Origin of the sequence: Jiella flava, assembly GCF_017349315.1 — a bacterium.
Classification (GTDB): domain Bacteria; phylum Pseudomonadota; class Alphaproteobacteria; order Rhizobiales; family Rhizobiaceae; genus Jiella; species Jiella flava.
Genome location: NZ_JAFMPP010000010.1, coordinates 123,501 through 145,259, shown reverse-complemented (window position 1 = coordinate 145,259; position 21,759 = coordinate 123,501). Strand labels below are relative to the sequence as shown.

15 protein-coding genes and 1 pseudogene are annotated in these 21,759 nt (G+C 63.4%); 5 read left to right on the top strand and 11 right to left on the bottom strand.

The genetic code is table 11. From position 1 onward, the window contains the following. Both J1C48_RS12800 and J1C48_RS12795 read right to left on the bottom strand, forming a co-directional pair. Window positions 1-217: pseudogene (locus tag J1C48_RS12800) on the bottom strand (IS630 family transposase); the annotation flags it as partial. 178 nt (window positions 218-395) lie between these two features. Further along, window positions 396-2,144: a D-alanyl-D-alanine carboxypeptidase family protein gene (locus tag J1C48_RS12795; protein ID WP_207258232.1), complete on the bottom strand. Its 1,749-nt coding sequence runs from the start codon at window positions 2,142-2,144 to the stop codon at window positions 396-398. Between the two features lie 186 nt (window positions 2,145-2,330). Between J1C48_RS12795 and J1C48_RS12790 the strand changes: the two genes are divergently transcribed. After that, window positions 2,331-3,500 (top strand): M20 aminoacylase family protein, encoded by a 1,170-nt coding sequence (locus tag J1C48_RS12790; protein ID WP_207258231.1) that lies wholly within the window; start codon window positions 2,331-2,333, stop codon window positions 3,498-3,500. A gap of 110 nt (window positions 3,501-3,610) precedes the next feature. Here the strand turns inward: J1C48_RS12790 and argB are convergent, their stop codons facing one another. The 4 genes from argB to J1C48_RS12770 form a co-directional block, all read right to left on the bottom strand. Further along, window positions 3,611-4,513, bottom strand: coding sequence for an acetylglutamate kinase (argB, locus tag J1C48_RS12785; RefSeq protein ID WP_425523504.1), 903 nt, complete (start codon window positions 4,511-4,513; stop codon window positions 3,611-3,613). A 221-nt stretch (window positions 4,514-4,734) separates the two neighbouring features. Beyond that, complete coding sequence (locus J1C48_RS12780) at window positions 4,735-6,639, bottom strand: AMP-binding protein (RefSeq protein ID WP_207258230.1); 1,905 nt, start codon at window positions 6,637-6,639, stop codon at window positions 4,735-4,737. Window positions 6,640-6,922: 283 nt separating this feature from the next. After that, window positions 6,923-7,294 carry a response regulator gene (locus J1C48_RS12775; RefSeq protein WP_207258229.1) on the bottom strand — a complete coding sequence of 124 codons (372 nt, stop codon included), beginning with the start codon at window positions 7,292-7,294 and terminating at the stop codon, window positions 6,923-6,925. Further along, the gene (locus J1C48_RS12770; RefSeq protein WP_207258228.1) at window positions 7,291-8,784 is read right to left on the bottom strand and encodes an RAD55 family ATPase; all 1,494 of its coding nucleotides are present in this window, start codon (window positions 8,782-8,784) and stop codon (window positions 7,291-7,293) included. Before J1C48_RS12770 ends, J1C48_RS12775 begins: the two co-directional genes overlap by 4 nt. A 297-nt stretch (window positions 8,785-9,081) precedes the next feature. Between J1C48_RS12770 and J1C48_RS12765 the strand changes: the two genes are divergently transcribed. Next, the gene (locus tag J1C48_RS12765; RefSeq protein ID WP_207258227.1) at window positions 9,082-10,566 is read left to right on the top strand and encodes a sensor histidine kinase; all 1,485 of its coding nucleotides are present in this window, start codon (window positions 9,082-9,084) and stop codon (window positions 10,564-10,566) included. A gap of 7 nt (window positions 10,567-10,573) precedes the next feature. Here the strand turns inward: J1C48_RS12765 and J1C48_RS12760 are convergent, their stop codons facing one another. Together J1C48_RS12760 and mutY are read right to left on the bottom strand one after the other, a co-directional pair. Beyond that, window positions 10,574-11,200, bottom strand: coding sequence for an HAD family hydrolase (locus J1C48_RS12760; protein WP_207258226.1), 627 nt, complete (start codon window positions 11,198-11,200; stop codon window positions 10,574-10,576). Between the two features lie 21 nt (window positions 11,201-11,221). Continuing rightward, a complete protein-coding gene (mutY, locus tag J1C48_RS12755) occupies window positions 11,222-12,328 on the bottom strand; it encodes an A/G-specific adenine glycosylase (RefSeq protein WP_207258225.1) in 1,107 nt (368 codons plus the stop codon). Between the two features lie 35 nt (window positions 12,329-12,363). Between mutY and J1C48_RS12750 the strand changes: the two genes are divergently transcribed. The 3 genes from J1C48_RS12750 (at window position 12,364) to ppdK (ending at window position 16,908) form a co-directional block, all read left to right on the top strand. After that, entirely contained in the window at window positions 12,364-13,071 is a 708-nt protein-coding gene (locus J1C48_RS12750) for a DUF721 domain-containing protein (RefSeq protein WP_343217700.1), read from the top strand. Between the two features lie 134 nt (window positions 13,072-13,205). Next, window positions 13,206-14,027 (top strand): DsbA family protein, encoded by an 822-nt coding sequence (locus tag J1C48_RS12745; protein ID WP_231081773.1) that lies wholly within the window; start codon window positions 13,206-13,208, stop codon window positions 14,025-14,027. Between the two features lie 220 nt (window positions 14,028-14,247). Continuing rightward, on the top strand, window positions 14,248-16,908 hold the full coding sequence (gene ppdK / locus J1C48_RS12740) for a pyruvate, phosphate dikinase (protein WP_207258224.1): 2,661 nt from the start codon (window positions 14,248-14,250) through the stop codon (window positions 16,906-16,908). Between the two features lie 129 nt (window positions 16,909-17,037). Here the strand turns inward: ppdK and J1C48_RS12735 are convergent, their stop codons facing one another. The 3 genes from J1C48_RS12735 to J1C48_RS12725 all read right to left on the bottom strand — a co-directional run bounded on the left by J1C48_RS12735 (window position 17,038) and on the right by J1C48_RS12725 (window position 21,316). Further along, window positions 17,038-18,819 (bottom strand): SLC13 family permease, encoded by a 1,782-nt coding sequence (locus J1C48_RS12735; protein WP_207258223.1) that lies wholly within the window; start codon window positions 18,817-18,819, stop codon window positions 17,038-17,040. A gap of 224 nt (window positions 18,820-19,043) precedes the next feature. Next, complete coding sequence (locus tag J1C48_RS12730) at window positions 19,044-19,535, bottom strand: chemotaxis protein CheW (protein WP_207258222.1); 492 nt, start codon at window positions 19,533-19,535, stop codon at window positions 19,044-19,046. Then, window positions 19,535-21,316: a methyl-accepting chemotaxis protein gene (locus tag J1C48_RS12725; protein WP_231081772.1), complete on the bottom strand. Its 1,782-nt coding sequence runs from the start codon at window positions 21,314-21,316 to the stop codon at window positions 19,535-19,537. Before J1C48_RS12725 ends, J1C48_RS12730 begins: the two co-directional genes overlap by 1 nt. Between the last annotated feature and the right edge of the window lie 443 nt (window positions 21,317-21,759).

Here is a 21,759-nt window from a genome sequence, read left to right as displayed (position 1 = left end):
CGATGATGGCGTCTTGATAGGGGCCGAGCTTGCCCGATCCCGCCGGGCGGCCTTGCTTGAGCGGTGCCACCGACCCCGTTGCGGCATAGCGGGCCTGCACCCGCACCGCCGTCGATGGCGCCACTTCGAACCGCGCCGCCATCGAGCGACGCGACCCGCCCGCCTCGATGCCTCGGACGATCCGAAACCGCAGATCTGCTGAAACTGCTTTCCCCATGGCGCACCTCCAGCACCACAGAATCAGACTTCAGCAAAAAACGGAACCCCTGGATTCAGACTTCACGCCCGATGCTCTAGAGCGGAATGCGATAAACTGGAATCGCCATTCCGCTCTAAGCCATTGTTTTGCCGCATGATGTGACCCGAAAAGTCATGCAACTTTTCGGCACCATGCTCTAATTTACGCTCTGGTTTTCGCCGTCGCCGGGCCGCGTGGATTGTGCGTTCTGGCGGTGAAAGGCGCCGATGTGGAGGCGCGGGCCCTTCGTCGCCAGCGGGCTTTCAACTCCGAGCGGAAAGTGGATGCTCGCGCCTTTCTTCGGTTCGGAAAAGGCGTTGACCGGCGCCGGGGGCGCCGAAGGTGTCTGCATCGGGGGGTGTGGTGCCACGGGCGCCGCCGGAGCGGGGCCTGTGTCCTCGTCTTCCTCGTCGGGGGAGAAGTCGGGCTGCGGCGGCGCGTTTGCCGCCGGCGTCGCGGTCACAGGCGAGGGAGCTGCGGGCGAGAAAGCTGCGGGCGGCGGTGACGTCTCTGCGTCGAGGGTCTTCGGGGCCGGTGGCGCGGCCGTCGGCGTATCGCTCAGGGCCGGTGCCGGCTCGCCTTCGCCGATCGCAGGTGTCGGCTGGGGCGCTGGCTCAAGATCGGGGCGCGGCGTTGGCAGCGGAATGCCGTAGCTCTCGATGATGGACACGCCCGCTGCAACCTTGTCGTTGCCGGCGGCGCCGCCAAGGCTGACCTTCAGCGCCGGCGGCGCGGTGGTGCTCTTGATCATATAGGGCGAATCGAAGAAGCGGTCCGAGTTCTTTTCCGTGTTGCGCACCGCGACCCGGTCACTCGCTCGCGCTGAGCGCCCCTTGGCCGAGCAGATATAGTCCGAAACGTCGAGCGCGGGGCCGGCCGATATCGGCATCGCCGTGACCGTCAGGTTGATTTTGGTGGGATCGGTCTTGAACCCTTCCTCGAGAAGTTTGGCCGAAAGTCGCTCGCGCGCGATGGTGCCGTTGGCGCCGAGGACGACGGCGATCAGCGTGCGGCCCTTACGGGTCGCCGAGGAGACGAGGTTGAAGCCGGCTGCGCAGATATAGCCGGTCTTCATGCCGTCGGCGCCGTCGAAATGGCCCAGAAGCTTATTGCCATTCTTGATCAGCGCCCGGCCATTGGTGATCGCCGGCGTGCCGAAATAGCTCGCAAAGGCCGGAAAGTCGCGGCGGATCGCCATTGCCAGAAGAGCCATGTCCTTGGCGCTGACATATTGTCCGTCGCCGGGCAGACCGTTCGGATTGATGAAATGGCTGTCCTTCATCCCGAGCCGGGCCGCGGCATCGTCCATCATCGCGACGAAGTCCTCTTCCGACCCGCCGGCGAGCATCTGGCCGATCGCCATGGCGATGTCGTTGGCCGACTTCACCAGCATCATGTGCAGCGCGTTGTCGAGGCGGATCACCGAGCCGGCCGGATAGCCCATCTTGCTCGGCGCCTGGGCGGCGGCGAGATTGGTGACGATGACCGGCGAATCAAGCCCGACTTTGCCGGCCCGCAGCTGTTCGAGCGCGACATAGGCGGTCATCAGCTTGGTGGTCGAAGCCGGATAGCGACGCACGGTGGCGTTTTCGTGCGAGAGCACCTTGCCGGTGGCCAGATCGACGACGATGCTCGAGACCGGATAGGGCGAGGGATGCTCGAAGGGGGAGGCTGCGGGCGCCGGCGTTCCATCGGTGGCTGCTGGCGCGTCGCTTTTGCCGGCAGCGTCGGCGGGCTTGGATGGTTGTTGCGCCGACAAGGCCTCTGGTTTGGGCGCAGGGACCGGAACGTCCTTACCCACGGGGGCGGCAGCTCCGGCAGGCAGGGCCGAAGCGAGCGCGATCCCCAGCGCGGCGCCAACGGCTTTGATGCGAAGCTGCAACCCAGGCAATTCTACCAACGCCATCTCCCGCTCATGGTCGTTCTCGATACGGACACGCGCTATTCTAGCATGTTGACAGGTCGGTTCGCGTCATGTCGCAATGCAATAGGCGGTTCCCCCCCCTGCCGATGGTCCCGCCGCGTCTCGCCGATTCGCGGCGCGGCGCCATCCCGTGTCGTCGCCGAACACCGCCTCAAACGGAAACGGATCATGCCTGTCAGTAACCGAATCGCCGCCCTAAGGCCAGAGATCGAAGCCTGGCGGCAGGCCCTTCATGCTCAGCCTGAACTGCTCTATGCGGTTGAAGATACGGCGGCTTTCGTCGCCGATCGGCTGCGTGAATTCGGCTGCGACGCGGTCGAGACCGGGGTCGGGCAGACCGGTGTCGTCGGGCTGATCCACGGCGAAAGCGGGCCAGGCGGGCCAATGATCGGGCTGCGCGCTGATATGGATGCATTGCCGATCGTCGAGGAGACCGGCCGGGCCTATGCCTCGACGCGGCCGGGGATGATGCATGCCTGCGGCCATGACGGTCACATGGCGATGCTGCTCGGTGCGGCCAAGAGTCTTGCCGAGACGCGCGGCTTTTCCGGTACCGTCGCGGTGATCTTTCAGCCGGCGGAGGAGGGCGGCGCCGGCGGCAAGGCGATGATCGAGGACGGCCTGTTCGAGCGCTATCCGGTCAACCAAGTCTATGGCATGCACAATCTGCCCGGCCTGCCGCTCGGCCATTTCGGCATGCGCCCGGGGGCGATCATGGCCTCCACCGACGAGTTTATCATCACCCTGAAAGGGCAGGGCAGTCACGCCGCGATGCCGCACCGCGCGGCCGATCCGATCCTGGCCGGTGCCGCCCTTGTTCAGGCGCTGCAGGCGATCGTTGCGCGCAACACCGATCCGTTGAAGTCGCTCGTCGTCTCGGTCACCCAGTTTCATGCCGGCTATGCCCACAACGTCATTCCAGAGACCGCCGAGGTGTCGGGTACGGTTCGCTCGCTCGATCCGGCGCTGCGCGATCTCGCCGAGACCCGCATGCGCGAGATCGCTGCGGGCATCGCGGCGGCGCACGGTCTGGCGGCGGCGGTCGACTACGACCGCAACTATCCGATCACGATCAACGACAAGGTCGAAAGCGACTTTTGCGCCGAGGTGGCGATGGAGGTAGTGGGCGCCGGCAATGTCGACCCGGATGCACCGCCGCTGCTTGCCGGCGAGGATTTCTCCTACATGCTGGAGGAAAAGCCCGGCGCCTATGTCTTTCTCGGCAATGGCGATTCCTCCGGTCTGCACACGGCGACCTACGACTTTGCCGACGAGGCCCTGGTCTACGGGGTGAGCTACTGGGTGCGGCTGGTGGAAAAAGCGCTGCCGCGGCGCTGAGGGGGCCTCCAGAGGATCGGCGATTTTCAAAGGGCGCGCGATGCTGCCCGACATCGATCCCGCTGACGCAGTCCTGCCTTACCGGGCCAGCGCCAATGCGGCCGTCGCGCTCATTTCACGATCAAGGTGCCGGCGCCGTGTTCGGTCAACAGTTCGAGCAGCACCGAGTGCCTGGTCTTGCCGTTGAGGATGACAACGCCCTCGACGCCGCGCTCGATCGCTTCGATGCAGGTCTCGACCTTGGGGATCATGCCGCCGGAAATGGTGCCGTCGCGGATCAGGCCGCGAGCCTCGGCGACGGACAGCTCCTTGATCAGCTCGCCGGATTTGTCGAGAACGCCGGGCACGTCGGTGAGGAACAACAGGCGGGAGGCTTCCAGCGCGCCGGCGATGGCGCCCGCGAAGGTGTCGGCGTTGATGTTGTAAGTGGCACCGTCGCGGCCAGGAGCGACCGGCGCGATCACCGGAATCATCTCCGACCGGGCGAGGAGATCGAGCAGCGTGCGGTCGACCTCCACCGGCTCGCCGACATAGCCGAGATCGAGCACCCGCTCGATGTTGGAATCGGGATCGACGACGGTCTTGTGCGCCTTTTCGGCAAAGACCATGTTGCCGTCCTTGCCGCACAGGCCGATCGCCCATTCGCCCTCGGCATTGATCAGCGCGACGATTTCCTTGTTGATCGACCCGGCGAGCACCATCTCGACGATTTTCACCGTCTCTTCGTCGGTGACGCGCAGCCCGCCTTCGAAGCGGGATTCAATGCCCATCTGGGCGAGCATGCGGCCGATCTGCGGCCCGCCGCCATGGACGACGATGGGATTGACGCCGGACTGCTTGAGCAGCGCAACATCGCGCGCGAAGGCCTGGCCGAGCGTAGCGTCGCCCATGGCGTGGCCGCCATATTTTACCACGACGGTCTTGTTTTCGTAGGCCTGCATATAGGGCAGGGCCTCCGCCAGCACCCGGGCGCGCGCTTCGCCGGTATCAAGATTGGTCGACATATCGCTCATCAGGGGGCTCCGAAGGGCGCAAGACAATGGGTCCGCCGGCTTCTACAGCATCGGCCCGAAAATCGGAATCGATTTTCGGCAAAGCACGATGCGTCGGTTCAAAGGGTCAGAGCGACCTTTCTGCGTCCGATCGGACGCAGGGCGCTAGCCTGAAACCGGCGCCAACGGAACACCATCCACGGCGAATGCGCCAACTCGCCGTGGCCGCTTGGCCACGGCTGTCAGCGCGCGGCGACGATTGCCTGGATCTCGTCCAGCGCTGCCGGGTCTTCGATGGTCGCCGGAATCTCGAAAGGGCTGCCGTCGACAATCGCCTTGATGGTGCGCCGCAGGATCTTGCCGGAGCGGGTCTTCGGTAGACGGTCGACCACGAGAACCTGGCGAAAAGCCGCGACCGGCCCGATCTGCTCGCGCACTGTGCGCACCAGCTCGGCCTCGATCGATGCCCGATCGATCGTCTCGCCCTTCTTCAACACGACGAAGCCGCAGGGAACCTCGCCCTTGACCGCGTCGTGCATGCCGATCACGGCGCATTCAGCCACCGCCGGGTGGCCGCCGACCGCTTCCTCCATCTCGCCGGTCGAGAGTCGGTGGCCGGCCACATTGATCACGTCGTCGGTGCGCCCCATGACATAGAGATAGCCGTCATCATCGAGAAAGCCGGCATCCGACGTTGCGTAATAGCCGGGAAATTCCGTCAGATAGCTCTGGCGAAACCGCTCGTCGGCGTTCCACAAGGTCGGCAGCGCGCCGGGCGGCAGCGGCAGCTTGACGGCGATCGCGCCCATGGTGTTCGGGCCGACCGGCTGGCCGTTCGGATCCAGCACCGTGACGTCGAAGCCGGGCATCGCCACGGTCGGGCTGCCGCGCTTGACCGGCAACAGCCCAAGGCCGAGCGGATTGGCGACCATCGGCCAGCCGGATTCGGTCTGCCACCAATGGTCGATGACAGGCTTCGACAAGGTGTTTTCGGCCCAGATGATGGTTTCTGGATCGGCGCGTTCGCCGGCCAAAAACAGCGCCGCGAATTTCGACAGGTCGTGACGCTTGGCCATTTCGCCGTCGGGATCTTCCTTGCGAATTCCGCGAATGGCCGTCGGGGCGGTGAACAGCACCTTGGCGCCGTGCTCGGCGGCCACGCGCCAATAGGTGCCGGCATCCGGCGTGCCGATCGGCTTGCCTTCAAACAGGATCGTCGTCGCTCCGCGCAAGAGTGGCGCGTAGACGATGTAGGAGTGGCCGACGACCCAGCCGACGTCGGAGGCGCAGAAAAAGGTCTCGCCCGCATCGGTGTCGAAGATCGCCTTCAAGGACCAGTGCAGCGCAACTGCATACCCACCGGTATCGCGAACGATGCCTTTCGGCTGCCCTGTCGTGCCGGAGGTGTAGAGGATGTAGAGCGGGTCGGTGGAACAAACCGCAATACAAGGGCTTTCAGCGCCCTCGTCCAGGGCCTGCAGCGCCGTCTCGCGCAGAATATCCCAGTCGTGATCGCGCCCGTCTACCAGCGTCGCCCCGCCCTCGGGGCGCTGCTTGACGATCACCGCTTGCGGCTTGTGCTCCGCAAGCGCGATCGCTTTGTCGAGCAGGGGCTTGTAGTCGACCTTGCGCGCGGGCTCGATCCCGCAGCTCGCCGAAAGAATTAGCTTCGGCGCCGCGTCGTCGATCCGGGCCGCCAGTTCCTTGGCGGCAAATCCGCCGAAGACGACGGAATGGATCGCGCCGATCCTGGCACAGGCCAACATTCCGACGATCGCCTGTGGGATCATCGGCATGTAGATGATGACGCGGTCGCCCGTCTCGACGCCGCACCCGCGCATCGCCAACGCCAGCGCCATCACCTCGCGTTGCAACGCTTTGTAGCTGATCCGGCTCTTGGTGCCGGTGACGGGAGAATCGTAGACGATGGCGGTGCGCTCGCCGTGCCCGGCCGCCACGTGGCAGTCGACGGCATTGTGGCAGATGTTGAGCTCGCCATCCGGAAACCAGCGGCCGTAGACACCGGCATTGGCATCGAATGCCCGGCTCGGCGGCTTTGACCAGTCGAGGGCTGCTGCGGCGGCCAACCAACACACCTCGGGATCGCGGCGCCAGGCGTCATACACCTCTCGATAGCGGCTCGTCATTTCGTCCTCCCCGATCCGACGTTTCGCAACCTGGTGTTACCATGGTGGCGCGGCATATGTCTTTAGGAACGCCGCGCGATCCTTGGCGTGTCTCCACCCGCTCGTGCCGGAATTTGCCGTGTCCAACTACCGCATCGGCCCGAAATTCGGGATCGATTTTCGGCAAAGCCCGATGCGGAGACTCAAAATGCGTCTACTCAATCAGAGTGGGCGTCTTCTGTGCGTCTTGGCGGACGCACGGCGTGCTGGGAAACGCTTCGGTGTTTCGCGCAAGGATCTGAGCTCAATCGCCGTCGCGAAGTGACAGCATGTCGTCGATCGATTGGGCCAGAACGTCTTCGTTGTACGGCTTCGATATATAGAGATTGAACAGCTCGTCGCCCGCTTGCGGCAACTGGGATTCGGGAATGGCGGTGGTGACGATCGCCGGGGAGATGTTTCCCTCGCTGCGCAAGGCGTCGAGCATGGCGATGCCGTCCATTTCCGGCATCATGAAATCGGTGACGATCAAATCGATATGCTGGGATCGAGCGACCTCGAGACCCTTCATGCCATTGGCGGCGGTCAAGACTTCGTAGCCGTAGTCTTCGAGGGCAATTGAGGCGAGCATCAACAGCATCGCCTCGTCTTCGACCACCAGGATGCGCGGCATCATTGGCTTCCTTTCGCGGTAGCCTGCAGGTCGCCCAATTGCGGATCCGCAGTCGCGATTTCGGGCCTTGACGCAATCGGCTCGTCCAAAATCAGGCCTTTGTCGGTGATGCGGAACGTGCGGCCGGTGTGATCGAAGTCGCTGTCTCGCACCTTGAGGATGGTGGCTTTGCGTTCCACGCGATGACCGGAACGAGCGTAATGCAACAGAAGCGTATTGTCGACCAGCCCCGAGAACTGGCCGGGTCTGAGCGCGTCCGGAAAAAACAGTTGCGGGACTTCGTAGGTGTAAAGGACCGTCGCTTTCAGGGCGAGCAGGCGGTCGTTGAGGCAGCGTAGAAAGATGCGCAGCCGCGTGGCGTCGGCGAGTGGCCGGCAGGTTTCGTGCAGTCCGTCGAGAACGATTTTTCTGGCTTTGACGCTTGCGGTCTCGTTGAGAATATTGTGCCCGATTTCATCGAGCAGATAGTCGGCAGGTGCGATCCGGCGCATGGTGATGGCACCGCAGGCGACGCCTTTCTCCAGATCGACACCGATCGCCTCAGCGCGGCGGCACAAGCGCGGGATCTCCTCGTAAAATCCCACGAACAGCGCTGGTTGCTCTGGTGTTGCGTCGGCGAGAAAATGCAGGCCAATGGAGGTCTTCCCACTCCCCGTTGGACCAATCACGGCCGTCGCCGAATATTCGGGAATGCCGCCGCCCATCATCCGATCGAACCCCTCGACGCCGCTGCGCAGCCGGTTCGTTGAGGCACTTAGCTGCTCTGGCAGTTGGGGCAGGGATTCGATCCGCGGGAAGAGGGTGATCCCTTGGTTGGTGATCCGGTATTCGTGCCGCCCGCGGAACATCGGCCCACCACGGTGTTTGTGGACGATCAGGCTGCGGCTCGGGTGATGTCGCGTCAGATCGTCCAGCAATTCGATCCAGCCATCCACCATTGTATATTCAGGGGATGATGGGTTGCGATCGGAATTGGTCACAAGGATGATCGTCACCTGATGTTGGATCGCGACGCCGCTGAGCTCGTTGACAAATCGGCGGAACATGCTTTCGCGGTTCGGTGGTGTGAACATCTCTTCGATGGCGATGGCGCCGTCGAACACCAAAATTGCCGGACGGTGCTTGCGAATTTCCTGGAGGATGAGACGGAGAAGCGCGTCGGTTCCCTCGCTTCGGAGATTTTGATAGGCACTGACGTAATATATGTGCTTGGGAACTTTCGTGATATCGAAGAAGTCCAGTGATCCCATAAAGCCGAACATTTGCGTAAAGCTCTCGGACAAGAGCGTCAAATATAATGACTTTTTGCCGTGCTTGGCCTGCGAAAAGCAAATTTGATTGGCCAAGATGGTTTTCCCGGTGCCAGGCGATCCCTGCAGGATATAGCAGGATCCCTGAATTAAACCTCCCCCGAGGACCGTGTCGAGCTCGGGCAATCCGCTTGCAACGCGTGTGATAGCCGGTGGCGGCGTCTTTCGGCTTTGGGAAGACATGAATATCTCGCTCGAGCTCCCTTGGTTCGCAATCTCTTGGGTCGTGCGCTTGCTAGAGCCTGGTTCGCTGCTAGATCAGACATACGAATCTCCCTGGCCGATCAGTCCGATCGGCCAGGGAGATGCGGCGCAGTTTGATAAGCTTCACCCATAAACGGCACAGGAGTACCATGCTGGGTGTCGCATCCTTTCAGCTCAGCAATTATAACATCTTAAAATAGAATTTAAATCGGAAACAATCATCAAATCAGCTCAGAGTTCGCGTCCATGTCAGAGTCGGTTGCGAGTCCCCTTGCTATGTCCAGCATCGGACATCGAGTTGGAGATCCCGAGAGGCTCGACGTCCTCAATGAATGTGATCTCCTCTACAGTGCGACCGAAGCCGTCTTCGATCGTGGCGTGACGCTTGCGACGACGCTCTTGGGCGCCAAGGTCGCGCTGCTCTCCCTGGTTGATCGGGACCGTCAGTTCTTCAAGGCGCAGGCGGGGCTTCCCGAGCCGTATTCCGAAACCCGTCAAACACCGTTGTCGCACTCCTTCTGCAAACACGTCGTGGAAACCGGCGAGGTGCTGTTGGTTCAGGACGCCCGTGTGCATCCGCTCGTTGCCGGCAATCTGGCGATCTCCGATCTTGGGGTGATCGCCTATCTCGGCGTGCCGATCGCCGCCGAAAGCGGCCACGTGCTGGGCTCATTCTGCGCCATCGAAGGCGAACCGCGGGATTGGTCGGCGAGCGACCTCGAAACCTTGAGCACGATCGCCAAAGGGATGGAGAGCGAGATTCAGCTGCGGATCGAGGCCAAGCGTCGTCAGCAACTGCAACGCGTCGCCGATGCCAACCGCGCCCGCCTCGCATTGGTTCTCGAAAGTACTGCGGATGGTGTCGTCAGCGTCGATCGTGACGGGGGGGTGAACTACGCCAATCGCCGCGCCGGCGAGATCCTCGCTCACACCTCGGGACCGCTCGGTGCGCTGTTTGCCAATTGTTTTCCGACCGGGGAGAGCGGCGAATTCACCGCCATGCTGGCCAAGACCGTTGAGACTGGAACGCCGCAGGAAGCGCTCGCTTATTGCGCCGAACTCGATCGCTGGATCGAGGCGCGAGGCACGCCGAGTGGTGACGAGGTGACCATCTTCTTTCGGGACGTCAGCGATCGGCAAAAAGCGATTGCATCGCGGCAGATGATGGTGCGCGAGCTGCATCATCAGATCAATAACCTGTTGGCGGTCGTGCGCGGCATGATCTCGATGACCGCTCGTTCGACGTGCGACTCGGCGGAAATGTCGCGCGCCCTGCAGGGGCGGCTGATTTCGCTCGCGCGGGCCCACGACCTGATCCGGCCGGCGATGACGAGCGACAAACCGAATTACGAGGACATCTTCTTTGACGAACTTTTGCGAATCCTCGTCGAGCCCTATTGCCGGGCCGGCCCGGGCCGGTTCACGCTGGCCGGCCCGTCCTTGCGGCTCGGGGTGAATACCACGAGCCATTTCGCCCTGTTGATCCACGAACTGGCGACCAATGCCAGCGAATACGGTGGGCTGTCCCAGCCCGCAGGAAAGCTCGCGGTGAGTTGGCGGCTCGTTGATGAGACGCTGGAATTTTCCTGGCAGGAATTCGGTTGCGCCGGCGTCGTCGAGAGGCCGACCGACAGTGGGTTCGGATCGCAGTTGATCGCGTTTTGTGTCGAGAAGCAGCTCGAAGGCCGTCTCGATCGACGCTGGGCGCCGGACGGCTTGCGCCTCACCGCCCGGTTGCCGCTGCATGTTCTGAGGCGCTAACGCGCGATCAGGGACGCGGGATCTTGAGGCCGCGCTCGCAAAGATCGGCGTAGAGCTGGTCCGGTGAGGTGAAATGCACGGCCTGCCAGCCGGCGGCCTTGGCGCCATCGACGTTTTTAACCGTGTCGTCGATGAAAAGGGTCTTGGCCGGATCCAGCCCGAAGCGTTCGGCGTGGATGTCGTAAATCGCCCGATCCGGCTTGATCTGCCGGATCTCGCCGGACACCGTGACGCCGCGCGGCTCGTCGAGGAAGGGATAGAGCGCCCGGGCCTCGCGAAAGGTATCACTGGCGAAATTGGTCAGCATGGTCACGTCGATGCCGGCCGCAATCAGGCTGCGCATGATCGCGACGCTGCCGTCATAGGCGTGGGGAACCATCTGCACCCATTGCTGCCGGAAGGTGCGGATCTGGTCGGCACGATCGGGATGGCGGGCGATCGCCTCGGCTTCCGCGTCCGCCCAGCTGCGGCCGCGATCCTGCTCGACATTCCAATCATGGGAGCAGACCTCGCGCAGAAAGAAGGCCCGCTCCTCGTCGTCGGGAATGATGGCGCGGAACGGGATGTGAGGGTCGTAGTGGATGAGGACGCGGCCAATGTCGAAGACGACATGCTGCGGACGGTCGATGACCATAGGGCGCTCCGTTTGGGATGTTTAGGTTTTGCGTCGGCGCGAGGCTTCGCTCCGGCCTCTTGTCGCAGCCTTCAAAACCTTTTTCATGACAGTTGGAAGGGCTTCCCCGTCAATCTGATCGGGGCCGGACCACCAGCCCGCGACGCGCCCGCCGACCGCCGCCTCGGCGACATCGTCGGCGCGCCAGACCTCCAGCGTCAGGCGAAAATGGGTGAAGCCGTGCTCGATCGTGCCGGCCTGCTGCCAATCGGCCGAAAATGGCGCGGCGTCTCTGCCGGTGGCGCCGTCGGTGCGGGCCGACCAGTCAGTGCTCGGCGGCTCGCTCATGCCGCCGAGCATGCCGGAGCCGGGGCGCTGGCGCAGAAACACAGCGCCATCGCGGCGAAAGGCGACGAAAGCCGCTCCGCTTCGCTCCGGGATGGGCTTCTTCTTCTCTTTGATCGGAAAACGCTCGGCCTTTGCGGTGCGCGTCGCGGTGCAGAACACGTCGACGGGACAGATCCCGCAGGCGGGTCGTCTTGGTGTGCAGATCATGGCGCCGAGATCCATCATCGCCTGGGCGAAATCGCCGGGGCGATGATCCGGCGTCAACTGCTCCGCCTGGTGACGGATTTGGGGCTTGGCGCGGGGCAGGGGTGTTTCGAGCGCGATCAGCCGGGTGATCACCCGCTCGACATTGCCATCGACGACCGCCGCGGGCTCGTCAAAGGCGATCGCCGCGATCGCGGCCGAGGTGTAGTCGCCGACGCCCGGCAGCGCCTTGAGCGCGGCCGCTGTTTCGGGAAACCGATCGCCATACGCGGCGTGGACCGTCCGGGCGCAGGCATGCAGGTTGCGCGCCCGGGCGTAATAGCCAAGGCCCGCCCAAGCCGAGAGTACGTCCGACTCCGGCGCCTGGGCGAGATTGGCGATCTGTGGCCAGCGCCGGGTAAAGGTTTCGAAATAGGCTTTGACCGCCGCGACCGTGGTCTGCTGCAGCATGACTTCCGACAGCCAGACCCGGTAGGGATCGGGCTTGCGGCCTGCCGCGCGATCGCGCGGCGAGACCCGCCATGGCAGGTCGCGATGATGATCGTCGTACCAGGCAAGCAGCGCAGTCGAAAAAGCCGTCGGATCGATGGTCGGCATGGCGGGCAGAGCGGTTCCGGGCAAAAGGGTTGGGCATGTCGGAGCAGGCCGAGGCCCGTGTGCCGATGCTGGTAGGATGCCGATGTCGGCTTGGCAACCGCGCGCTGCCGCCTGCCGCGAATGAGGAAGCGGTTGCGGCGAACGACCGCGTCGCGCTATGCCATCGCCCAAGCGGATTGGAGCGGCGTGAGATCATGGCGCGGGGCGATCAGGACGAGAACGAGCGAAAGCCTGCCGGCCGGCATCCGCGTGGCGCACGGCCGCTGGCGGAACTCAGCGGCGCGCTGATGGATCCGATCCTTCGGCGCAAGGCCGGCATGACCACCGGCCTCGTCGCGGCCTGGAGCGGGATCGTCGGTGATCGGCTCGCCGAGACCACCCGTCCGGAAAAGCTCCAATGGCCGCGCGATCGCGCGGCTGGCGAACCCTTCGAACCGGCGACGCTGGTGATCGCCGCCGAACCTCGAGCGGCGCTGCGTCTGCAGCATCAGACCGCGGAAATTCTTGGCCGCGTCAACGCGTTCTTCGGCTTTTACGCCGTCGCGCGGCTGCGCTTCGTGCAAAAGCCCGTTGCCGTCGCCAAGCGCGATCTGCGGCCGCGCACCCGGTCGCTGAACGCGGCCGATGAGGCGCGAATTTCGCAGATGGTCGCGCGGATCGAAGACCCCAAGCTGAAGGCGGCGCTGGCCGCTTTTGCCGCTTCCACTCTCAGCCGGATGCCGGCCAAGCGATCGCAGGAATGAACGCTGCGTCGCCGCTCGGGCAAACACAACGGCGTCAGCACGGCGCCAAACTCGGCTCGAGCGTCTTTAAATGCGCCCGATTGTTTTATACACCGCCGGCAAAGCGGCATCGGCATTGAGGAGAAAGTGTGTCCATGAAACTTCAGTTTTCGCACCGCCCGTTCATGCGTTCGCGCCTGGCGGCGATCGCCCTTGCCGTGAGCGGCATGGCGCTTGTCGCCACGATGGGCGGGCAGAGTGCGCGCGCGGCGGATCATGCCACGCTCATCGCTCAGGCGAGCAGCGCCGACAAGGCCACCCCCATGGGCCAGGCCGGCACTCCGGCAACGGCGAGCGAAGGCGCGACGGCCAAGACCGACGGCTCCTCCGATGCCGCGGTCAAGGCACCGGAATCCCAGGGGCATGTCGACGTTGCCAAGCTGATGGCGGCTGACGCGCTGCCGGACATCGTCATCGGCAAAAAGGACGCGCCGGTCACCATCGTTGAATACGCCTCGATGACCTGCAGCCACTGCCGCGACTTCCATCAGAACTCCTATCCGACGATCAAGAAGGAGTTCATCGACACCGGCAAGGCGAAGCTGATCATCCGCGAATTCCCGTTCGATCCGCGCGCCCTGGCGGCCTTCATGCTCGCCCGCTGCGCCGGTGAGGGCGACGAGGCCAAGCGCACGGCGATGGTCGACGTGCTGTTCGACCAGCAGCCGCAATGGGCCTATTCCGACCAGGCTTCGGCCGAGCTGTTGAAGATCTCGCGGCTTGCCGGGATGTCCGAGGATCAGTTCAAGGCCTGCCTCAACGACAAAGAGCTGCAGAAAAAGGTGATTGCCGTTCAGCAGCGCGGCGAAAAGGAATTCGGCGTGAACGCGACGCCCACCTTCTTCGTCAACGGCGACAAATATCCGGGTGCGCTGGAGCCGAATGAAATGGCGGCCGTTATTGAAGCCCATATGTGATCGATACGCCGATCGCGCTCAAGCCAAGGGCCGGGATCTTCGGATTCCGGCCCTTTTCTTCGTCATGGCGGCGACGACCGTTGCCGAAAGCGGTGCGTTCAGCTGCTGCCGTTCAGGCTTATTGCATTGCAACAATTGGCGGCCGATGGTTTTTGGTCTAGACCGGTGAGAGCCGCAGGATGCGGCCGTTCGATCAGTGCGAATAACGGTACGGCAGGCGATGCCAAAGCGGATTTTTACCTTTCGGCAGGGCGACGCCGAAAAGACGGCCGACGCCGTGCAGGCGCTTGGCCACAAGGGTGCGAATCTGGCGCTGCTTGCCTCGCTCGATGCCCCGGTGCCGCCAGGCTTCACCGTCGGCACCCATGCCTGGCGCGAAACCAAGGGCGCGGCCGGTGACCTTCCTCAAATTTTGAAGACCGATATTGGCGAGGCGATCGAATGGCTGGAAACGGTTACCGGCCGGCGCTTCGGCGGTGACCAGCGGCCGCTGCTTTTGGCAGTGCGGACCAGCGCCGGCGCCCCGATGCCGGGGCTTGCCGAGAGTGTGCTCGATGTCGGCCTCAACGATGCGACGGTCGACATCATCGCCGCCGAACTCGACGACGCCGCCTTCGCCTACCGCAGCTATCGCCGCTTCATCGAAAGTTTTGCCGCGCTTGTCTTCGATGCAGATCTTGCGGAATTCGAAGATCTCTGCGACCTCGAAAGCGAACGGGTCGGCTGGTCGGGCGAGCCGCGCACCGTTCTCGAATGGCGGATGCTGATCGGCCGCTACCACGATTTTCTTGACCGCGAGCTGGGCGTTCTGGTTCCGCAGACGCCGCTGCAGCAGCTTCTCGAGGTGATCCGTGCGAGCTTTGTCAGCTGGCGCAGCCCGATGGCCGCCTCGTACCGTAAGCTTCACGCGATCCCGGAGAACGCGGGCCTCGCTGTCACCGTTCACGCGATGATCTTCAACGAGCGCGACCATAAATCCGGCCGCGGCCGGGCGATCTCGCGGGATCTGTCGACCGGTGAGGCGCGGCTGACCGGCGAATTCGCGCTCGGCGGGCGGATCGAGGCCTTCGACGATATCCCGGAGACCATCGACCTTGGCCAGTTGGTCGCTGGTGGCGCAGCGCCGTTTCCGGCGGTCTTTGCCGATTTGGCCCATCATGTGCGGCGGATCGAGGCCCATGTCGGCGATGCGGTCGAAGTCGAATTCATGGTGGGCGATGACGCGCTGTTCCTGATGCAGTCACGCCCGGCCCGGCGCGGGGCGGGCGAAGCGGTGCGGGTGGCGGTCGAACTTGTCAGCGACGGCATCATCGAGCCCCAGGACGCAATTTTGCGGATTGATCCGGCCTCGCTCGATCTGCTCCTGCATCCGACCCTTGACCGTGCCGGGGAGATGACGGTCCTGGCGCGCGGCATGGGCGCCTCGCCGGGGGCGGCGACCGGTGAGGTCGTCTTCACCGCCGAGCGCGCGCAAGCCTTGGCGAACGAGGACCGCTCGGTCATCCTGGTGCGCAACGAGACCTATCCGGAAGACATTCACGGCATGCATGTCGCCGATGGCGTCGTCACCATTCGCGGCGGTACCACCAGCCACGCGGCGGTCGTGGCACGCGGCATCGGCAAGCCTTGCGTGACCGGAGCCGGATCGCTGCGCATCAATCCGGAGACGGGCCGTTTGCATGCCGGCGACAAGGTCTTGAAAGAAGGCGACCAGATTACCATCGACGGCTCGTCCGGCGAGGTGATCGAGGGCGCCGTGGCGCTGATCCGGCCGAGTTTGTCGGGTGACTTCGCGATCCTGATGGAATTTGCCGATACGGCCCGGCGCATGGGGGTGCGCACCAACGCCGAAACGCCGCACGAGGCCCGCGCTGCCCGCAGCTTCGGTGCTGAGGGCATCGGGCTTTGCCGTACCGAGCACATGTTCTTCGAGGGCGACCGCATTCAGGCAATGCGTGAGATGATTTTGGCGCCGGACGAAATCGGCCGGCGGCGGGCGCTCGACAAGCTGCTGCCGATCCAGCGCTCCGACTTCATCGAGCTGTTCGAGATCATGGCTGGCCTGCCGGTGACGATCCGGCTGCTCGATCCGCCCTTGCACGAATTTCTGCCCAAGAGCGACGGTGAAATCGCCGAGACCGCCGGCACGCTCGGAGTCGATGAGGCCGTGGTGCGCCAGCGCATCGCGGCGCTCGAGGAATTCAATCCGATGCTCGGTCATCGCGGCTGCCGGCTCGCCATTTCCTATCCGGAAATCGCCGAGATGCAGGCGCGGGCGATCTTCGAAGCGGCGATCGAGGCCGGCGAACGCGCCGGGGCGGCGGTCGTGCCGGAAATCATGGTGCCGCTGGTCAGCCTTCGGCGCGAACTCGATTTCGTCAAAGCGCGCATCGACGCGGTGGCGGCGCAGGTCATGGAAGAGCGCGCCCATCGGATCGACTATCTGGTCGGCACGATGATCGAACTGCCGCGCGCCGTCGTCAGGGCCGACACCATTGCCGAGGTCGCGGAGTTCTTCTCATTCGGCACCAATGATCTGACCCAGACTGTCTACGGTATTTCCCGTGACGACGCGGCGAACTTCCTGTCGACCTATGTGCGCCAGGGCATTCTCGAACGCGATCCGTTCCAGACGGTCGACGTCGAAGGGGTCGGCGAGATGATCGCGGTCGCCTGTGAAAAGGCGCGCAGCACGCGCGGGGATATTTCGCTCGGCGTTTGCGGCGAGCAAGGGGGCGATCCGGATTCGATCGCCTTCTTCGAGGAAACCGGCCTCGATTACGTGTCCTGTTCGCCTTTCCGCGTGCCGATCGCACGGCTGGCGGCGGCGCAGTCGGCCATCCGCCTTAGTCGGGCCGGTCGGGGCCGGGCGCGGCGCTGAGCCGCTCGTCTAGAGCGCCCTGCGTCCGGTCGGACGCAGAATGGGCGCTCTCACCCTTTGAATCGACGCGTCGTGCTTTGCCGAAAATCGATTCCGATTTTCGGGGTGAGGCTGTAAGCCAGCGTCACCTTACGCGGCATAGAACATGTAGATCGCGGCGGTCGTCGTGATGCCGACGATGATGTTCATCGGTAGGCCCACTTTGACGAAGTCGACGAAGCGGTAGTTGCCGGCGGCGTAGACCAGCGTGTTGGTCTGGTAGCCGATGGGCGTTGCGAACGAGGCCGAGGCGCCGAACATCACCGCGACGACGAGACCGCGCGGATCGATGCCGAGCTTGGCCGCCAACGCCACGGCGATCGGCGTGACGATCACCGCCACGGCATTGTTGGTGACGATTTCGGTCAACAGCGACGACAGCGCATAGACCACCAGCAAGACGACAAGATAGGGCGCATGCTCGATGAACGGTGTCACGGCGTTGACGATCATCGCCGCCGTCCCGGCCTTTTCCATCCCGGTACCGACGGCCAGCATCGCGAAAATCAGGATCAAGAGATCGCCGCGGATCGAGCGCCAGGCCTCGTCCGCGTCGATCACCCTGAGAAGCAGGATGGCGGCGATGGCGACGAAGGCGGCGGTCTGGATCTTGGTGACGCCGAGCGCGGCGATGACGATCACCGCGACCAGGGCAAGGATGGCCAAGGGCGCCTTTTCCCGCCGGAAGCGTCGGGCCGTACTGACATTGACGCCGACGAGGTCGTTCGCCTCGGAAATTTGCGCAATCGCATCGGCGGGGCCTTCGAGGAGCAGTCGGTCGGCCGGGCGCAGCCGGGTTTCCTGCAGGCTCGGCCCCGGCACATGGCGATGGCGCTTGACGCCGAGGACGGCCGCGCCGGAGCCCGAGAGGCCCGTCAGTTCCCAGACCCGCCGACCGATGCCGCGGCGATGCGGCGCGACGGTGGCTTCGACCACCAGCCGCTCGTCGCTTGTCCGCACAGGCTGGGTGCGAGCGATGCGGAAGCTATCGCTGGCCCGGAGCGTCAAGATTTCTTCGGGCGTCGCGAAGATCACGATCCGATCGCCTTTCTGCAGGGCGATGGCGTCGATGTCGCGGCGAAAGGTCTGTGAGCCGCGCCGGATCGCGATCGGCTTGATGCCGCGTCCGGACAGTCGTCCGACCTCGCCAAGGCGCTTGCCGACGGCGCTGGCGCCGTCGCGCACGACGACCTCGGTGAAATAGTCGTCCTCTTCATTTTTCGCCAGCTTGGCGCCGGCGCTGTCGCGATGGGGCAGCAGGCGCCAGCCAATCAGGCCGAGATAGGCCAATCCCGTCATCGCCGCGACAATGCCCACCGGCGTGATCTCGAAGATGGTGAAGGGCGCCAATCCCTGGCTGCGGGCGACACCGTCGACGAGGAGGTTGGTTGAGGTGCCGATGATCGAGCAGGTGCCGCCGAGGATCGTTAGAAACGACAGCGGCATTAGCAGCTGGGTCTCGGACAGCTTCAGCGTTCGGGCGATCTCGACCGCGATCGGAATCAGCACGACGACGACCGGTGTATTGTTGATGAAGGCGGAGGCGAAGATGACCCCGGCGGCCATGGCGATGAGGGTAATGGCCGGCCGGTCGGCAACGCGGGTGATCAGCCAACTGGCCGCTGCATCGAGCACGCCGGTGCGGATCAGCGTGCCGGAGAGGACGAACATTGCCGCAATGGTGATCGGCGCCGAGTTGGAAAAGACCGAGCGGATCTCGTCGGCGGTCAGATAGCCGCACAGCAGAAAGGCCACGGCGCCGGCGCAGGCGATCACCTCGGGTGGATAGCGTTCGAGGGCGAAGGCGACGAAGACGAGGCTGATGATCACCAGACCGATGATCGCGGAATGTTGCGAGAAAAAGTCGACCATGGGAATCCGTGAGGCATCGGAAGGCCCATAGGTGTCACGGCTTGCGCGTTCGACAAGGGTCCTTTGGCGACACGTTGCCGCTACGATCTCACGAACGGGAAATTTGGCCCGCCAACCGACTTGTTCAGCCCGTCCCGGCATCCGCTGCACGACAAAGCGCTGCGCCGGGACAACTCCGGCGCCATGCGCCGCAGGGCTCGTTCCGTCTCTCGCCGGTGGCGCCGTTAGGCGGCGGTCTCTTCCTCGAACGAGAAGCCGGCGAACATCCGGTTTAGATCGAGGAAGCAGGTCATTCCGTCGCCAGTGGCGATGACCCCGGTGACATAGCCGCCGGTGAAGCTGCCGCGCATTTCCGGGGTGGGCTGGATGGTTTTGGCCTCGACCGTCAGGATGTCGGCGACGCGGTCGACCAGCAGGCCGATGACCGCGTCCTGGACCTCGGCAACGATGACCGCGCTGCGCCCGTCCGGCTCCGACGCCGGCATGCCTAGCTTGGTGGCCATGTTGACGATCGGAATGATCGAGCCGCGCAGGTTCATCATGCCCATGATTTCCCGCGGTGCCTGGGGCAGGGGCGTGCTCTTGCTCCAGCCTCGGATCTCGCGGACGGCCGTGGTGCGGACACAGAAGCGCTGGCCCCCGATTTCGAAGGCGATGATTTCGATCGCGGCCTCGCCGAGATCATGAGCGGTGCTGTCGAGCCGTTGGGCGAGCATCAAAATTCTTCCCAAGTGTCTTGTTTGAGGGCGGCGCTGCCATTCGAGGCAAAGGCGGTCTTCACGCTCGTCTGGAGTTCACGAGCGGACGCGGCGGCCTTGGCCCGTGACTTTGCGTTGTTGTTTGTCGAGGAAACACGTTTGCGGCCGGTGGAGAATTTCGCCAAGAGTGCGTCGAGATCCTTGGTCTGGCCGGCGAGGTTGTGGCAGGCGGCCGTCGCTTCTTCGACCATCGTCGCATTCTGCTGCGTGCCATCGTCGATCGAAGCGACGGCCTTGTTGATTTCGGCAAGGCCCGTGGCTTGGTTGCGGCTCGCTTCGACAATGGCGCGGACGTTGGCGTCGATATCGCTGACCTCGGCCACGATCGTCTGCAAGGCTGCGCCGGTTTCGCCGACCAGTTCGACGCCTTTGTCGACCTGCGACGTCGATTTCTGGATCAGCCCTTTGATTTCCTTGGCCGCTTCCGCCGAGCGCTGGGCGAGGGCGCGAACTTCCTGGGCAACTACTGCGAAGCCCTTGCCGGCTTCACCGGCGCGGGCTGCCTCGACGCCGGCATTGAGGGCGAGGAGATTGGTCTGGAAGGCGATTTCGTCGATGACGCCGATGATGCGGGAGATCTGGTTGGACGAAGCCTCGATCTCGGACATGGCGGCGACGGCGCGCGAGACGACCGTTCCGGAGGATTCCGCATTCGTCTTGGTCCGGGCGACAAGACTTCCGGCCTTCTCGGCGCGATCGGCGGAATCGCGCACGGTTTCGGTCAGCTCGCCGATCGCCGCCGAGGTTTGTTCGACGGACGCTGCCTGTTGCTCGGTTCGGCGGGCAAGGTCGTCCGAAGCGACGCGGATCTCCTCGGTCGCGGCCGTAATCGCCGAGGCGGCGTCGCCAACGGCCGACAGCGTCTCGCGTAGCACCCCGACGGAGGCATTGAAATCGAGCCGCAGCTTGTCGAGATCGGCCGTGAACGGTTCGTCCAGCGTCTGCGCGACATTGCCCTCGGCCAAGCGGCCCAGCCCCTCGGCGATGGTGTTGACGGCCCTCACTCGTCCGCTGACGTCCGTGGCGAATTTGACCACTTTCGTCACTTTTCCGTCCATGTCGAAGATCGGATTGTATGTCGCCTGAATGTAGACTTTCTGACCGTTCTTGCTGATCCGGGTGAATTCGTCGGAGACGAATTCGCCGCGTCCGAGCGTTGCCCAGAAGCGCTCATAGGCGCTGCTCTTGGTATAGGCCGGATCGACGAACATGGCGTGCTTGCGGCCCTGGATTTCATCCAGCCTGTAGCCGAGCGCTTTGCAGAAATTCTCGTTGGCGGTCAGAATCGTGCCGTCGGTCGAAAATTCGATAACCGCCTGGGATCGCGAAATGGCGTCGAGTTTGCCGGCGTTCTCGGTCGCAACGCTTTTGGTCTTGGTGATGTCGGTCGCAATCTTGACGATCTTGACGACCTTGCGGCCATGGAAGACGGGGTTGTAGGTCGCCTCGATCCAGATCTCCCGGCCGCCCTTGCCGATGCGCTTATACTGCCTGGCGTCGAATTCGCCGCGTCTGAGCTTGGCCCAAAACTCTTGATAATGCGCTGAGCCGGCCTCGGCCGCTCCGACGAATATCGAGTGATGTTTGCCGATGATCTCGCTGGCGTCGTAGCCCAAGGCGGTACAGAAATTCTTATTCGCCGAGAGGATGGTGCCGTCCGGCTTGAACTCGATCATCGCGAGCGATTTGTCGATCGCGTCCAAGATTGCCGCGGATGTCGATCCAGATCTGCCATTCATGCCAAACATTCGTCTCCTCCATACCCAAATTGGTTGATCGCTTACTCGTGCGGTCCTGCGTGGCCCCTGACGCTGTGGTCCTGGGTCCCATCGCAGCGTCACTCCTTTCATTTCGCGATAAAAACCAAGTGATTCAGTCACGGCGTGCTATCGTTCGGGACTTTTCGTAGCACGTTAAATGTTAATTTTGTTGAAATGGACAAATGAGTTAATATATTATCTAAGAATATTAATTCACACTGAAACATACGTTTTTCTTTCTTTTTTGTTGATTTTTGAATAAATTGATATTATAAAAAGTTGTGTAACTGTTGAAGAATTTAACCGAGTGGCGCGTTGTGCCGTCGGTTCTGTCTTTCAGCTGAAATTCATATTTGGAAATGAAGGAGAGGTTCTCTTTTTCGACCAACCCGATCGGTTTTCGCTGGGCTTAAACGTCTCCC

What these genes read in the sequence shown, in the direction of transcription:
- J1C48_RS12795 (WP_207258232.1), bottom strand. Translation starts at nt 2,144, where the DNA reads ATGGCGTTGGTAGAATTGCCTGGGTTGCAGCTTCGCATCAAAGCCGTT.
- J1C48_RS12790 (WP_207258231.1), top strand. Translation starts at nt 2,331, where the DNA reads ATGCCTGTCAGTAACCGAATCGCCGCCCTAAGGCCAGAGATCGAAGCC.
- argB (WP_425523504.1), bottom strand. Translation starts at nt 4,513, where the DNA reads ATGAGCGATATGTCGACCAATCTTGATACCGGCGAAGCGCGCGCCCGG.
- J1C48_RS12780 (WP_207258230.1), bottom strand. Translation starts at nt 6,639, where the DNA reads ATGACGAGCCGCTATCGAGAGGTGTATGACGCCTGGCGCCGCGATCCC.
- J1C48_RS12775 (WP_207258229.1), bottom strand. Translation starts at nt 7,294, where the DNA reads ATGATGCCGCGCATCCTGGTGGTCGAAGACGAGGCGATGCTGTTGATG.
- J1C48_RS12770 (WP_207258228.1), bottom strand. Translation starts at nt 8,784, where the DNA reads ATGTCTTCCCAAAGCCGAAAGACGCCGCCACCGGCTATCACACGCGTT.
- J1C48_RS12765 (WP_207258227.1), top strand. Translation starts at nt 9,082, where the DNA reads ATGTCCAGCATCGGACATCGAGTTGGAGATCCCGAGAGGCTCGACGTC.
- J1C48_RS12760 (WP_207258226.1), bottom strand. Translation starts at nt 11,200, where the DNA reads ATGGTCATCGACCGTCCGCAGCATGTCGTCTTCGACATTGGCCGCGTC.
- mutY (WP_207258225.1), bottom strand. Translation starts at nt 12,328, where the DNA reads ATGCCGACCATCGATCCGACGGCTTTTTCGACTGCGCTGCTTGCCTGG.
- J1C48_RS12750 (WP_343217700.1), top strand. Translation starts at nt 12,364, where the DNA reads ATGTCGGAGCAGGCCGAGGCCCGTGTGCCGATGCTGGTAGGATGCCGA.
- J1C48_RS12745 (WP_231081773.1), top strand. Translation starts at nt 13,206, where the DNA reads ATGAAACTTCAGTTTTCGCACCGCCCGTTCATGCGTTCGCGCCTGGCG.
- ppdK (WP_207258224.1), top strand. Translation starts at nt 14,248, where the DNA reads ATGCCAAAGCGGATTTTTACCTTTCGGCAGGGCGACGCCGAAAAGACG.
- J1C48_RS12735 (WP_207258223.1), bottom strand. Translation starts at nt 18,819, where the DNA reads ATGGTCGACTTTTTCTCGCAACATTCCGCGATCATCGGTCTGGTGATC.
- J1C48_RS12730 (WP_207258222.1), bottom strand. Translation starts at nt 19,535, where the DNA reads ATGCTCGCCCAACGGCTCGACAGCACCGCTCATGATCTCGGCGAGGCC.
- J1C48_RS12725 (WP_231081772.1), bottom strand. Translation starts at nt 21,316, where the DNA reads ATGAATGGCAGATCTGGATCGACATCCGCGGCAATCTTGGACGCGATC.